Source organism: Halobacteriovorax marinus SJ, from assembly GCF_000210915.2.
Lineage (GTDB): Bacteria > Bdellovibrionota > Bacteriovoracia > Bacteriovoracales > Bacteriovoracaceae > Halobacteriovorax > Halobacteriovorax marinus.
Genome location: NC_016620.1, coordinates 1832582 through 1847099 on the forward strand (window position 1 = coordinate 1832582; position 14518 = coordinate 1847099).

A 14518-nucleotide genomic window follows, 5' to 3' on the forward strand; every position below is an offset into this window, starting at 1 on the left:
TTTAGAGGGCGCTCTATTTTCATGTCCAATACAAAGAGAATCCCCTACCTCATTAATTTAATAGATAAAGAATACTCTTATATTTGGGATCTATGCTGTGACCACGGAAATATAGGGATAGGCCTTGGTCAGAAATTCCCAAGTACAAAAATTATTTTCAATGACATTATTCCAAGTATTACGAATGCTCTGAGAGAAAAATTAGAGAGTCTACCTAATCTTAATTCCAAGCGATTTAAAATCATCACCGCTTCCGCCAAGAAACTAAAAATTGATAAAGATAATAGTCTAGTTATTATAGCTGGTGTGGGTGGAAGACAGGCAAGAGAATTTCTAGAAGAAATCCTAAGAAGCGAAAGTCAAAACTTTGATCTTCTCCTGTGTACTCACTATCAACAAGAGGAGCTTAGAGAATTCCTTATTCAAAAAAACTTTGGACTCCTAAGAAGTGAGTTAATCTTTGATAAGTTAAGACCCTATGAAGTGCTCTACGTCTCTAGAGAGGTAGAAAATGACATCCCCTCTTTTTCAACAGAATTATTAAATAGAGATGATGTAGCAGCTAGAGAATATTTTACGAAGAAGTATCGATACTTAGAGAAGAAGAGAAATAAATCTGAAAATGAATTAAAGGCCCAGGAAGAAATCAAGGGCCTCTTAAAATTATAAGTCGATGGCCCTATATGGGATGAGAACCTTTTCTTTCTTTCTAGGAACTTTTAATACTGAAGTTCTATAGAAGTCATCACCAATTCCATAACTATAATCGATAATACCGACCTCTTGAACCTTTTTAGAGATCGCCTCCCACATAGTCATATCAGTTTTAGAAATTCTTCTAAGTAAGTAGCGAACAGAGCCAGTCATACCTAATCCACCAACGACGATTCCTTCTGGCATTGAAACACGGTACTGTCTATGTGGAAGAATAGGCTCACCGTGAACGCGAATATTTACAACATCAAAATCTCTATCAATGCCTAGAAATTGCCCTATAAGACCTAGAGGATTACTCTCATCATCGGCCTCACTTCTAGGAATAACAGAAGTATTGATATCAATAATTTCATTTCTATCGTCAATGAGATCAAATGTTACACCAGAGAATGTTACAGGGAATTGTCCTTTTAGAATAAGTCTAATAAGAGACTTTAAAATAACACCGTGGATATCAACTTTATAAATCGCCCAACCATATTTATCATCTAAATCAAATACCCTTGGGTATGAGTTAAAAACCATCTCTCTCGTGACCTTACCTACTGGTAAGCTCGCTCCACCAAACATTGGAGAATGAAATGAAATATCAGCATCAACAGCATCCTTGACTGCATCTGAAATGAGTCTTGTCCATGGAGTGAGAATGCTCTCACTATTTCTAAGCTTTATTCGCGTATATCCAAGTATCTCCGCTAGATAATCTTCCCCATACTCACTATTTAGCATTTCACGAGAGTCTGAAACAAATTGATCAACAGAGGCATCTCTAGTTTCACCTGAGTAAATTGGAATTAACTTATAATCTAAAATCTTTAATGGCTTACCTTTAATAAGTTCAAGTTTCATTTGTCCTAGGAAGCGAACATGGGCACCAGTTTGAACAATAGGTCTGAAGTTTCCATTCGCATTTCTTACCATTAGCGGTTGCATAATGGCAGTATGAGAATGTCCCCCAATGAGTAGGTCAATATCAGATGATTTCTTAATGATTTTTCTATCACCTGAAAGCCCAACATGACTAAGGGCTATGACAAAGTCATTACCTTTTTTCTTCATTTGAGTAGAGAGCTTATCTCCAACTTTAGCAGGAGCATCTATATCTCCTCCAGTAAAGCGCCACTTATAAGCAATCTCATTGGTAGTTAATCCCATAACTCCAATTGTTACACCATCTACATTAAAAGAAGTGTATGGCCTTATATGCTTCTTTATAGAAGTAAAAAGAGGGTTGACCGCTTTAAAATTAGCACCCAAATAATGGAATGTTGGCGGCTGCTCTTCGAGCATTTGATTTAATTCAGAACCACCCATGAGCCAATCGTGATTACCAACAGCAATAGCATCGTAACCCATACGCTCCATCATTCTAAAGCCTCTGCGTCCCCTATCGGCCATATAATAGAGGTTACCATCGAGGAAATCTCCAGCATCAAAGCGCAACGTGCTCACACCTTCACGAGCGGCCAAGGCCTCGAGTTCGTCCATCTTGGCCTTAAGAGCAGCGTAGCTACCTCTAGTAGGGTCTATAATTGTATGGTCATAATATGAATGTAAATCATTAGTATGGAGAATTTGCACCACGGCCGCAAAGCTATTGATTTGAAGAAAAGAGATTGCAAAAAGCAGTATTGATTTCAATGAACACCCCTGTAATTAAAGGCCCATACAATCACTTTCTTAATGAAATGACAATTTGATCAGTATTTATTTCACTAGAGTTTATTGAGTCCATTACAAAGGGCTAGCAATCATCTAGAGAGTAGACTTCATAGGCCGGAATTTCATAAGGGTGAGCCTCTATCATTTCTGACAATGCGCCCTGTATCAAATTATTTTCACAAACTAACTCAAGCTTAACTTCCTCTACCTTTTCTAGTTCGCCAACTTTTCCGATAAAGGCCTGAGAGCCTTTAAGGGGGCGGAATTGGCCCATTCCTACTGTTTCAAAACAACATTTATCGTAGTTTCCAATTCGACCAGCACCGGCCTTAAAGAGGGCTTCTTTTACTTGTTCAATATGGGATTTAGGAACAAAGACAATGATTTTTTTCACAATTTCCCTCGTTTTGATGCAGATTACTAACAGTTTCTTACATTCATCATAAATAGTTTGAAAAAATTTTACAAAGCATAACCGAAACCTAACAATAACATAACAAAGTAGAAAAAGTGCTTAAAAACATGTTTTCATGGAGGAACATAAAATGAGAAAAGGAATTCTAGCGACCCTAGTTGCTATGTTAGTTTTCGGTGGTCAAGCTCTAGCTTGTGATCAACACGGACAAGGTGGAATCGTTGAAGAAAATACTCTTAACATTCCAGTAGGTGCAAAATCTGTAAACTCAATGGATGAAGCTACATTCAACGAAACAATCGACAAAGTAGAAGAAATCTATGCTCCAATCGTTGCTGAGAGAGGAAAGAGGCTTCAAATTGAAAGAAAGTGGGAAGACGGAACAGTAAACGCATATGCTCAACAAATGGGTAATACGTGGAAAGTTTCTATGTTTGGTGGTTTAGCTAGACATGCTGCTATCACTCCTGATGGATTTGCAACTGTTGTATGTCACGAATTAGGTCACCACATTGGTGGACAACCTAAGAAGAAGTCATGGTTTGGTTCTTCACGGGCATCAAACGAAGGTCAAGCAGATTACTTTGCAACTTCTAAGTGTTTAAGAAAGTACATGGAAAATGATGACAATGCAGCAATCATTGCTGAAATGGATATCCCAGCATTCGTAGTAGAAAAGTGTGAAGCACAATTTACTACTGAAAAAGATGTTTTAATGTGTAAGAGAGGGGCAATGGCCGGTCTTTCACTAGCTGGTTTATTTAAGGATCTAAGAAACCTTACAACTCCACTTAAGTTTGATACTCCAGACACAAGAGTTGTTTCTTCAACTGATCACAATCACCCACAACCACAATGTCGTCTAGACACTTATTGGAATGGTTCTCTTTGTGAAATCGATGCTTACACTGACGTAAGTGACAGAGACTACAAAGTTGGAACTTGTGCTAGAGCTGATGGTTATGAATCAGGTGTAAGACCACTATGTTGGTTTAAGCCAGGAAACTAATCCAAAATTAAAAACGCGTGTAAATATAAGAGGGCCCCACAAGGGCCCTTTTTTATTTTAAGTGCAGCCAGAAGCTTTATTCAAAACCTCTCTATTCGAATAATATTTGGATCTAAAGAAGCGATGAACGCATCAATTTTTCCACTATATTCACTCTGTACCCCTACGATAAAATCACCCTCGTTAAATTGAAGACTATAACTCTTTCTCTTTAGCGCATCTCTAAAATTCGTATCGATATCAATAATGAGACAATGATGGATATCCTCTAATTTAAGTTGAGTGTAATACCCTTTTCTTCCATTAAAGAATAATCTTTGATTGGTTATATAGAGTACTCCATAGTCATGATGAGAGAAGTCCTGCCCAACACGTCCAATAAGCGCTCCTTCAATAAATTCATCTTCAAATATTATTGGCGGCCTATCCATAATCCAGGTTAAGCACTCTTTATCAAACATAAGAAGCGCTCTATTATCAAAGACTCTCACTCTCTTCTTTAAGAATTCATTCACACGACGTCTATCTATAATCCTCTCTTTTGTATGTAAGTAAAATAACTCGCTCTCATCCTCACTTTCCAAGAGATTAAAAGCAATATGTCCATCAGCAAGACATAAATCTAATATAGACTTATCTCCGATCTCTCTAAACCTTATATCTTTTAGACTCTCATAAGGAGTTCTATGAATGAGTTGATCTCCATTGTAAAAAGACATTCTCTTTTCTTCGGCAACTAGCTCACCGGGCATTCCTTCATAGATGGCCTTTACATGAAAGCTATCGTGTACAGGTAATAAGGTTGCTAATGACATGGGGAACCTCCATTAAGAGTATTTTAAAAGAGAAATTCCAGTAAATGTTTTATGAAGATGAAGAAATTTTAATAATTAGAATAAAAAAGGCCCCATGATGGGGCCTCTATATTTAAGAAACTAACTGCAATTTTATCCGTGAACCCACCATCTATAGAGTCTGTCACCAAGACTTACGTCTCTCTTGTGATCATCAATACAATCTTCGTAGGCCTTTTCTTTCTTCTTATTCATTTTCTTAACGGCCTTTTGGTATTTCTTCTTGGCCTTCTTAAGTTTTTTCTCACGCTGTCTTTGTGAGTCATCTAAGTCATACTCAGGAGCATAGTCTTCCCACTTAACTGCATAAGAAGGGTTGTCGTATGATCTTGCTTTACACTTAGCTCTAATTCCTTCCCACTTATCTTCTACTAGCTCAGCAGTACTGTAGTTAAAGATTTGGTGGTAGTTATCGCCGCTTCTATCATAGAGTTCTTCAACAGGAGCACTCTCTTTCCAGTTATTGTGAACAAGTACTAAGTTATCACGGTCAAGAGTGAAGTTAGGGTTCGCTCTAGAACCAGTATTTGCAACTCTTTTATAAGGCTTATTTCTCTTTGGAAATGGATGCTCTTCTGAGTTATTAGCAGTGTACTTTACTGTGATAGGTAATTGCTTAGTTGGACCAGCAGCTACTAAGTAATACATTGACCATAAGTCAGGTGTTTGCATTCTCATACAACCGTGACTATCGAATGCTCTGATGAACTCATTCTTATCTGGGAATGGTTGTGCATGGAAACCAATACCTGTGTAGTCTTCAGCAGCATCAGAACCTTTTAAAATTCTAATAAAAGGAAGATTTGCAAAGTATCTTGGCATTTTTCTATTTCTAATGGCTTTAGATTTATCTAAGTAACCATTCTTAAATCTTGGAGTAAGTAGTGAGATCTCATCGTTTAAAACGGCTTCATCGAATGATCCTACACCAAGAGGGAAAACCATTGTCATATCACTATTCTTATCTTTAACAACAACTTTTCTAGACTTTAAACCAACGTCAAATACAAGCTTTGTACTAGAGAGAGCTGTAAATTTCTCAGGAGTCACGATGAACTCCTTAACGTCAGTTGAGTTATACTCTACACTGATTTTCTTAAAAGCGATTGTGTCTTCATTGTATTTAATGAGAGCGGTAAGCTTGAGCTGAACTCTATTACCGTTCCACTTAGGAAGTTCATTAAAGAAAAGATTTAGAACTTCATCTACTTTTCCTTTATCACCAAAGTATTGATCTTGATCCTTTAGAAGTTCTTTACTTACGTGAGCAAGTCCTGGAACAAATGAAGGTAAATGTTTTACAACATCTTCTACTCTAACACCGACAACTTTATTTTCGGCCTGAGCAGGTAGGTTAATTTCTTTCCAATTCGACGTACGACCGAAGAAAGATGCGTTAGCAGATGGAATTAATTGTGTGTGCGACGGCGCACTTAAAAACGTAGCAAGTACAAATGCTGTACCTGCAAGCTTTGCAGTCAGTTTCATATTTCCCCCTATGTGTGTTTCTTGGGGGCAATAAACAATTCTTGGTGCATATAGTCAACAAATCTTGACACACAATGTAAAACTTACTTAGATAAAAAAAGGGGACCTATAAAGTCCCCTTCAATATTGATAAATCTTTATGAGAGATTATTTCTTGGCAGGCTTAGCGTGACCGTGATCATGTCCATCACCAGCAGAGTGAGCCTCTGGAGCTGGATTAACTTCGAAAAGCTCAACTTCAAATATTAAAGTTGCTCCACCAGGAATCTTTGGAGGTGCACCGTGATCTCCATAAGCAAGCTCAGAAGGAATTACTAATTTGATCTTTCCACCTGGAGCGATTAATTGTAGACCTTCTGTCCACCCTTTAATAACTCTATTCAGTGGGAAAGTTACTTCCTTACCTCTATCAACAGAAGAGTCAAAAACTGTCCCATCAATAAGAGTACCATGGTAGTGAACTTTTACTTTATCAGTAGCAACTGGCTTCTTACCTTCACCCGCTTTAATAACTTTATAAGCAAGTCCAGAATCAGTCTTTGTACCACCGTCTTTAGATACGAAATTCGCTAGGAACTTCTCACCTTCAACTTTTACACTCTTTGAATTTTCTTGGATTCTTCTTTGAAATTCTTCACGCATCTTACCTTGGTAAGTTGCAAGCTCAACCTGAGACTCTTTACCTTTGGCAGCGTCTCTTAGACCAGCGGCCATTGAGTCAATCTCTGCATCACTTAGCTTAAGGTCTTTCATTCTCTGTCCAGACATAAAACCAACTGCGTAGAAGATCTTGTCTTGCTCAGATCCACCCTTAACATCTTTTTGCTTGTTACAACCAGTTAAAATAGCTGTTGCTGCAAGCATACCTACAATTAGGCCCTTCTTCATAATTACATCCTTTGTAATATTTATTTATTCCATTAAAATACTATTTTTATAAAGTTTACTCTCGAGTTTCAAATTTTTCAAGTTTAGTTATGCGGGTAAAGATGCCCCTGTCTAAGTTTTCTCTTTCTCTCATCAGACTCTGAGAAATTGTAATTATACATCGCTGCTTCCCAGTCACCGTACATAGGATTTGGTAGAACAATAAATTTCTTACCAAAATCGTTGCGCATTTTATCTACTAAAATATTGCGATCATTCGTTCCCTTATTGTGAAAGACTTCCGAGAAGTCGGCCAGTGTATCACCAGCCAGAATGACAATCTCATGTTTTCTTAAAATATTTTGTCTTCTCTCTTCTTTATTTCCTGTTGTCGTTCTTAGAAAAATATTTTGTCTTTTAACTGGGAAACCAAGATTTAATAAATTCTTATAAGTGGCATCTAGTCCTTTAATTTTTCTATTAGAGATATAGATTACTTCAACACCTTTCTTATGGGCGTAATTTAAAAAATCAATTGAACCTGGAATGGCCTTCGCCTCAGCTAACTTAATCCACTCGTCCCAATACTTTCTCTCAAAATTTCTATTTTTTAAGATATTCATGGCCTGATATGGACTATTATCTAGAACGGTCTCATCTATATCCACTACTACAGCGGGCTTCTTGCGACCCTTGTGAGTAAGAAGTGCGCGGTCTAGGTATAGTCTCGCTGAATTAAACGCCTGATAGCTAAGCGCTCTAAACTCAGCTGCATTTTGAACCCACAAAGTTGCAGCTTCAGTGTACTCGGCCCTATTTTGTCGTCCCATAGACCCACAAGAAGTTAGGCTTAAAATAAAAAACGTTATCAATAAAACTTTCATCTTTACTCCTTAAAACCCACTGTCATCCAGTGCTTCATTGGCCAATTGATCACACAATTCATTTTGTGGATGGCCTGCATGCCCTTTAACCCAGAGGTACTGAATATTCTCAAAGCAACTTGCTATTGTATCTAGCTCTTTCCATAAATCAACATTTTCAGGAGTTTTCTTATCAGCCTTCTTCCAACCGCGAGACTTCCATCCTGAAACCCAAGATTTCATTCCATCCACAACGTATTTAGAATCACTATAAAGGAATACTTTGGATTCAGATAAATTAATTCCATGGTGCTTTAAAGACTTCATGGCCTCAAGAGCTCCTATCATCTCCATTCGATTATTAGTCGTATTAGTCTCAACGCCAGAACCTTTAAAGAGGACGGCTCCCGAAGAGTCCTGACCAACCATCCCCCACGCTCCTGGCCCGGGGTTTCCGCGGCAAGCTCCGTCAGAAAAAATGGCAAAGCTCTTGTCATTCTTAATTTCCTTAGGAAGAGGTAACTCTCCACCAACACTATTACTTATTTGTTCTTCTTCATCATCCCAGTGAGCAATTTGAGACTTTAAATAATCAATGGACTCTATGGCCTTGTGATCATCTGGGAACTTTGTCTTTAATTTATCAAAGAATGAGAGTGTTTTTTTCTTCAAAATATATCCTATAAATAGATTGTATTACTTTCTGGTCAAATATTTTACCTTCTTTAGCTCCACTGGGGAAAGCATTAATAAGAGTTACTCATGGCACGTAGCAAAAGAGATAAATCTTTAATTTTAAATTTTGAGCAGACATGCTAAAAAGGTCTCTTCAAATATTTTGAGATTTAAGGAAAGGTTATGAACTTTATCGATTTAAAACCTGGCACATCTGTGGAAGGTGAAAATATTGAAGCCTTTAAAACTGAGGGAAAGGCCAAGAAGTATGTCTACTTAATGGCGGGGACTCATGGTGATGAGGTAGAAGGCGTCTATGTAGTAAAGCAACTCTTTGAGTGGCTAAAGGCCCAAGTTGATATCGAACTCAATATGGTAGTCATACCAGTCCTTAATCCAGATGGGTATAGAAACGCTACAAGAGTAAACGCCAACGGTGTAGATCTCAATAGAAATTATGATAGTGGAACTTGGTCTAGTGAGGCTCGTGAAGAGAAGTACTATCCAGGAACAGAACCTCTCAGTGAGCCAGAGAATAAATTTCTCATTGGATTATTTGAAAAATTTCCGCCAAAGGTAATTCTAAGCTTTCACTCATGGAAACCTATGATTAATTACAATGGTGATTGTAAAGAGATTGCTGAATTTCTAAGCCAGTATAATGGCTATGTCACATGTGATGATATTGAAGGACACCCTACTCCAGGCTCACTTGGAGACCTAGGGCCTAAGAAGTATAGTAGCCCAGTACTCACTTTTGAATGTCCCGTACTAAATGATGAACTTAACCTAAAGCAAATCTGGCAAGAGAATGAAGCCGGTCTTAAGGCCTTATTCCAAAGCGACCTTCTCTAAATAAATTCCCGCTACACCGAGAGAGCATCTCGGTGTAGACAATCTGACACCGAAATTCATGGCACCTTTGTTGCAGTATTATACTCAAGTATTACTTAGCAAAGGAAGTGTTAATGAAGAGATATACCTCTACATTATTGATTTTACTTATGACATCGCCCGCAGCACTGGCAGCTTCAGTGTCGGCAACGAGTACATCTGTAAAAAAATTAGACAACAGTGCCGGATTGTCCCTGGATAATGTGGGAATTTCTCTATCCAATACTTTCGCAACGGATATAAAGACACCAAACGCGGCCAACAAGAGTATGGTTAATACGACTGCATTAACAATTAGTTATAAATTAGACAGCACTACTAAGCTAACTCTCTCTACTATTTACGATAAAGACCTAGAGAATGACCGTGAAGGCTTAATTAGAGATCCAAAAATTGGACTCTCAAAGAGCTTTGGAAAGTTAAATAAGTATCTCTCAGCAGCTGCTTCAACATCTGCAAAGATTCCACTAAGTAAATCGTCAAGAATTACTACGAGCTTACAGACTGGACTTAGTTTAGCGGGCTCTCTTACATATGATGCCTCTGAGCACATTCTTAGAGACCTATCGATTACTTATGCACCAGCTGCAATTGTAAATTTTCACAAGTATAGAGTGACAACAGCGGGTAGTTCAAATACTCAGTACACACTCTCAAATACACTTGCACTTAACTATGGATTGACTGACATCGTCTCTCTGTCGGCAAGTGGAACATATTATAGAAACTTTGATTATACAGGTCACACAAAAGACTTCTTTGGAATTGAGCAAACAGCATCGTTTGTTCTACCACAGAACTTCTCACTAAGTGTAGGACACGCTACTGGTGGATCGGCACTCGCCGTAAACGGTAGAGAATCAAACGTTAGTTTATTTGACAGAAATTTATCATCATATTTTTTAAATATTGGCTTTAGCTACTAAGAAGATCTAGGAGAAAACATGAAGAACAAAAACTATCTATTAACTTCTCTCATCCTTGCTGGACTTGTTGCAAGTTGTGCAAAGGAAAGAGAATTAGATACTGTTTACAAGGCGCCAGAAATCATGAGCAAGTCTGCCATCAATACAGATGCAGAATTCCTCTATGTACCAACATCTCAGGGAGTTCCTAGATTTACTAAGGCAATGGCCCCATTCGTTCAAGGTAACGAGAAGATCATCAAGTTTAAACTTGAAGAGGAAGGGATTGTTGCTTATGAAATGGAAAAGAATGAATCATTCGCCGACAATACTCTAAACAATAGACCTATTCTTACTATACCTGTTACGTATAAGTCTTATCGTTGTGCTGAAAATGCTGACAAAGAATGTACGAATAGAGAAGAAGAAAACACTGAACTAGAGTGGTTTCAAAAAGACCAAATCATTCCTGACTTTGAGAAAGTAAAAGTTCTTGAAGCTGATAGTGTTGGTCTTCCAGAAAATAACGATACTTGTTTCTCTCTCCAAGGAACAAAGCTCGTAGATTACGAAGTAACAAATACAGATCTTCATTTTGAAATTGAGAAAACATATAAGTTCTCAAATACACCATCATGTATCAACGAATTATGGTATAGCTCAGGAAGTGAGTACGATAAGTTTCTTGAAGGCCTAGACGATAACGGAGCATTTAACACGAGAGTGTTCTTCTCATTTGCTAAGCTTGATACAATTGCTTCTAAGAACTATAAGTCAATTGACTATCCTGTTGAAGAGCACAGCACTTTTGGTTTCTTTAAAACTAAAGAAAGAAAGAAGAATGCTTTTGGACAAACAGAGAGATTCTACAAATTAAATAGATGGAATCCAAAGAAGCAAGTTGTTGACTACTACTTAAGTAACGAGTTCAAGAAGAAAGAAAACAAGTATCTAAAAGATGCAACAATCTATGCGTTCGATAGAATGAATAGAATTCTTGAAGATAATAAAGTTAATCTTAGACTTAAACTACATATGCCTGCAGACAAAAGTCCAGGTAATCTAAGAAATACAATGGTTGTTCTTATTGAAGACATCGCCTCTACTCTACTTGGGTACGGTCCAACAGTTGCCAACCCTAGAACAGGTGAGATTGTAAAAGGTCACGTAAATATGTACAAGGGCTCACTTGAGTCAATTGCTCCAAGTGCCTACGACTCGATTGTATTCCTAGAGAAACAATTAAAGAAAGAAGCTATGAATAACGCTGCGATTGCACAGTCTTTAGTAGCACCGACAAAAAAAGCGACTGCAAATAAAATGCTTCAGAAGTTTGCAAAGAATAAACTTTCTCCAGAGAAACTTTCTCCAGAGAAACTTGCTGAGACTATTAAGTTAGTTCTAAGCAGTGGAGCAAAAGAAGATGCACACGGACATGATCACGGTCACAACCATGGACACGTTCAAGGAATCTCTCACTCAAACGTATCTGCAGCTGCAGCTGGTTTGAAAGATTTCAAAGCATCAATTGATAAGAGATTAAGCGCTGACTACCAAGCACTTGTACTAGGTAAAATTAATGGTGAATTAAATGAGTTCACTAGAGAGATGAAGAATAATCTCGAAATAAAAGAACTTCTTCACAAGAACAGTGTTTATACAACTGATATGGTTAACTTCCAGGCGCTAGGAAAGATTTCAGTTGATGAGATCAACACTGTTGCTGGAATTAGAGACCAAAGAGGAAACCTAAAGGACTGGATTCAATTAGAAGAATCTCAACAGAGAAAACTTATTAAGATTCTAGCACGTCATGCTTATATCCCAACTCTTGTTCACGAAATTGGACATAACTTAGGATTAAGACATAACTTTAGAGGTTCTCTAGATGCAGCAAACTTCTATAATGAAGAAGAGAGAGCGAAGCTTGGAATTACTAGTGGTTCAGTATTCTCTTCAATTATGGATTACTCTTACTCAAGCTTAAATGAGCTATCAACTTTTGGTAAGTATGATATTGCTGCTCTTAAATTTGGTTACAATAGAGAAGTTGAAGTACTAGACAAGCCAGGTGGAAAAGTTAGAAATATCTCTCTTGAAAGACAAGGTGTTGATGGGCAATCAACTGTTGAGATCAGTGTAAATAGTGTTGAGAACAGAGTTCAATATAAGTTCTGTACTGATGAAGACGTTAATATGTACGCTGACTGTAATAGATTTGACGAAGGTTCAAATGAACTTGAAATGACAAAGCACTACGCTGCTAAGTACAAAGAGTACTACCAATGGCGTAACATGAAGAATAGATCTAAGAACTTCAATGATAGAATTGGAACTTGGAGATATTACTTAGGTACATACTATACTCTACTTGATTTAAGACAAGCTCATGAGACATGGCAATTCTACAAGAGTTACCTTGCAGGATTTAATCTTGATCATTTAATGACTAATAAGTGTGGTCCACAAGACCAGATTGATCCAGCATTTTGTAATACAATCTCAGAAGTTGTAGATGCTAATGATGTTGCAACAACAACACTCATTGAAATTCTAAAGACTCCTGATTTAACTTGTGACCTTAACTACTTCTTAGTTGATAATACAACAGAAGAGAGTGTATTCTCACACAGAGTGGCCACTAAATTATCAGAAGCAACACAATATAAGTCATACCCACTTGCCAATGGTAAAGGTGAATATAGAGCAACAAGTTGTTTTGATAGAAATGCTTTTGGAGACATCGTTAATAATAGAGAATCTATTATGGAAGTGGTTGAAGCATGTAATGCTCAACTAGGTGAAGAAGTTTGTTCAGATGACAAATTAGGTTTACGTGTTGCTATTGTTGGACAGGTTGGAAAACTTCACAACGATGTTGATGCCGCTGATAGAGACGGTGAAAGACTTGAAACTGATGATATCGAAATTAGAGGAAACTGGATGGACAAAGTATTGGCCATGGAAATTCTAACTAATAGAGATAGATTAACATCTGCGGGAGAAAGTATTCACGCATCTTTTACAGATATGCCTAAGTACAAAGATGAAATTAAGAATATCATCGATCACTTAGCACTTAATAAAACACTTAAAGACCCGTTAATGGCAGAAGATGAAAATGGTGTTAAGTATCATATGCCATTTGATACTGACTTACACGCAAAGACAAAAGTGCCAACTATTAAGAGGTTCTTACAGCAATTTATCCCGTTCCCTGACTCAAAGGAATTCGATATTGCTCCAGTGCTTCTAAAGACTGCTGCTATTAACTCTTACGAAAGTGAGCACGATGCAGAGACGATTAGCCAATATGTTGCTAGATCAGAGTTCTTTGACTCGATTGTTGTAAGAAGAAATAATATTGCTTCATCAAGCATTGGATTTGGACCTGCAGTTGTAATGACAGCAAATGTACACAACTTCCAATACGGAGCAACAGCGAGAAATAAATTAGCACAAGAGAGTATTGCGAGAATCAATGGTCTTACTACAGCTAGAAAAGATCAGATTGAAGCGGTTATGAGAGACCTCTCTAAACCAGTAGCAACAGAAGAGACTCCAGCAGCTGAAGAAGTACCAGCGGCTGAAGCTCAAGAAGTAGCAACTGCCGAAGAAGGACAGGAAGAGACTACAGAAGAAGAAGTAGCCGAAGAAGTTGTAAGTGAAAAAGCTGCTGAAGAAGCTGCTCAGGAAATCATCGAGATTTCGGCAGAAGTTAGAAATAATGTAGCTGCTATCGCTGCAATTAAGAGACACATGGCAATTTTCAACAAGCCAATTAACGAGTTTGTTGCCATCATATCTGCAAATGACGGAACTCCTCAAGGTCAAGCTGACACACAGGCCAAGGTTGCAGCGTTTAGAGAAAGAGTTGGAGCAGAGACTTTCAATACTGTTAACCAAGTCTTGGCAATGTTTAACCAGTACGCATCTTTAGATGTTAGATACGCTCAACTTGCAACAGTTGATCTCTATGACCTAGACTTCGTTCTTTCAAGTGAAGAGCAGAGAAAAGAGATTTTAGAGAAAGAAGTTGATCTAATCTGGAGTCTACCAATCGTAGAATAGTAAAAAATAAGAGAGCACTTAGGTCTAACCTAAGTGCTCATTTTTATGTAAAGCGCCCAATATATCTTACAGAAATCCACCAGCAAAACATTCCCTAA

At 37.7% G+C, this 14518-nt stretch carries 12 protein-coding genes; 5 read left to right on the plus strand and 7 right to left on the minus strand.

Features of this window, described 5'->3' with window-relative positions; all coding sequences use genetic code 11:
* Nucleotides 1-21: 21 nt before the first annotated feature.
* Nucleotides 22-669 carry a tRNA (adenine(22)-N(1))-methyltransferase TrmK gene (locus BMS_RS08715; protein WP_014244445.1) on the plus strand — a complete coding sequence of 216 codons (648 nt, stop codon included), beginning with the start codon at nt 22-24 and terminating at the stop codon, nt 667-669.
* Here BMS_RS08715 and BMS_RS08720 read toward each other — a convergent pair.
* Nucleotides 664-2358 carry a bifunctional metallophosphatase/5'-nucleotidase gene (locus tag BMS_RS08720; RefSeq protein WP_014244446.1) on the minus strand — a complete coding sequence of 565 codons (1695 nt, stop codon included), beginning with the start codon at nt 2356-2358 and terminating at the stop codon, nt 664-666. The genes BMS_RS08715 and BMS_RS08720 overlap by 6 nt on opposite strands.
* A gap of 103 nt (nt 2359-2461) precedes the next feature.
* Nucleotides 2462-2773, minus strand: coding sequence for an NIF3 1 (locus BMS_RS08725; protein WP_014244447.1), 312 nt, complete (start codon nt 2771-2773; stop codon nt 2462-2464).
* 151 nt (nt 2774-2924) lie between these two features.
* On the opposite strand from BMS_RS08725, the gene BMS_RS08730 reads away from it, so the two are divergent.
* A complete protein-coding gene (locus BMS_RS08730; RefSeq protein WP_052590630.1) occupies nt 2925-3803 on the plus strand; it encodes a M48 family metalloprotease in 879 nt (292 codons plus the stop codon).
* 80 nt (nt 3804-3883) lie between these two features.
* Here BMS_RS08730 and BMS_RS08735 read toward each other — a convergent pair whose 3' ends face one another.
* The 5 genes from BMS_RS08735 to rnhA form a co-directional block, all read right to left on the minus strand.
* A complete protein-coding gene (locus BMS_RS08735) occupies nt 3884-4618 on the minus strand; it encodes a hypothetical protein (protein WP_014244449.1) in 735 nt (244 codons plus the stop codon).
* A gap of 132 nt (nt 4619-4750) precedes the next feature.
* A complete protein-coding gene (locus tag BMS_RS08740; RefSeq protein WP_014244450.1) occupies nt 4751-6145 on the minus strand; it encodes a L,D-transpeptidase family protein in 1395 nt (464 codons plus the stop codon).
* Nucleotides 6146-6292: 147 nt separating this feature from the next.
* Nucleotides 6293-7033 carry an FKBP-type peptidyl-prolyl cis-trans isomerase gene (locus tag BMS_RS08745; RefSeq protein ID WP_014244451.1) on the minus strand — a complete coding sequence of 247 codons (741 nt, stop codon included), beginning with the start codon at nt 7031-7033 and terminating at the stop codon, nt 6293-6295.
* 83 nt (nt 7034-7116) lie between these two features.
* Nucleotides 7117-7896, minus strand: coding sequence for a 5'-nucleotidase, lipoprotein e(P4) family (locus BMS_RS08750; protein WP_014244452.1), 780 nt, complete (start codon nt 7894-7896; stop codon nt 7117-7119).
* A gap of 9 nt (nt 7897-7905) precedes the next feature.
* Entirely contained in the window at nt 7906-8547 is a 642-nt protein-coding gene (gene rnhA, locus BMS_RS08755) for a ribonuclease HI (RefSeq protein ID WP_014244453.1), read from the minus strand.
* A gap of 186 nt (nt 8548-8733) precedes the next feature.
* Between rnhA and BMS_RS08760 the strand changes: the two genes are divergently transcribed.
* From BMS_RS08760 to BMS_RS08770, 3 genes are all read left to right on the plus strand, one after another.
* Nucleotides 8734-9405: a DUF2817 domain-containing protein gene (locus BMS_RS08760; protein WP_014244454.1), complete on the plus strand. Its 672-nt coding sequence runs from the start codon at nt 8734-8736 to the stop codon at nt 9403-9405.
* Between the two features lie 113 nt (nt 9406-9518).
* On the plus strand, nt 9519-10370 hold the full coding sequence (locus BMS_RS08765) for a hypothetical protein (RefSeq protein WP_044557448.1): 852 nt from the start codon (nt 9519-9521) through the stop codon (nt 10368-10370).
* Nucleotides 10371-10388: 18 nt separating this feature from the next.
* Nucleotides 10389-14420 carry a zinc-dependent metalloprotease gene (locus BMS_RS08770; protein WP_014244456.1) on the plus strand — a complete coding sequence of 1344 codons (4032 nt, stop codon included), beginning with the start codon at nt 10389-10391 and terminating at the stop codon, nt 14418-14420.
* Nucleotides 14421-14518: the final 98 nt, after the last annotated feature.

Coding starts and splice junctions, on each gene's coding strand:
- BMS_RS08730 (WP_052590630.1), top strand. CDS start 2,925: ATGAGAAAAGGAATTCTAGCGACCCTAGTTGCTATGTTAGTTTTCGGT.
- BMS_RS08750 (WP_014244452.1), bottom strand. CDS start 7,896: ATGAAAGTTTTATTGATAACGTTTTTTATTTTAAGCCTAACTTCTTGT.
- BMS_RS08735 (WP_014244449.1), bottom strand. CDS start 4,618: ATGTCATTAGCAACCTTATTACCTGTACACGATAGCTTTCATGTAAAG.
- BMS_RS08760 (WP_014244454.1), top strand. CDS start 8,734: ATGAACTTTATCGATTTAAAACCTGGCACATCTGTGGAAGGTGAAAAT.
- BMS_RS08770 (WP_014244456.1), top strand. CDS start 10,389: ATGAAGAACAAAAACTATCTATTAACTTCTCTCATCCTTGCTGGACTT.
- BMS_RS08715 (WP_014244445.1), top strand. CDS start 22: ATGTCCAATACAAAGAGAATCCCCTACCTCATTAATTTAATAGATAAA.
- BMS_RS08745 (WP_014244451.1), bottom strand. CDS start 7,033: ATGAAGAAGGGCCTAATTGTAGGTATGCTTGCAGCAACAGCTATTTTA.
- BMS_RS08765 (WP_044557448.1), top strand. CDS start 9,519: ATGAAGAGATATACCTCTACATTATTGATTTTACTTATGACATCGCCC.
- BMS_RS08740 (WP_014244450.1), bottom strand. CDS start 6,145: ATGAAACTGACTGCAAAGCTTGCAGGTACAGCATTTGTACTTGCTACG.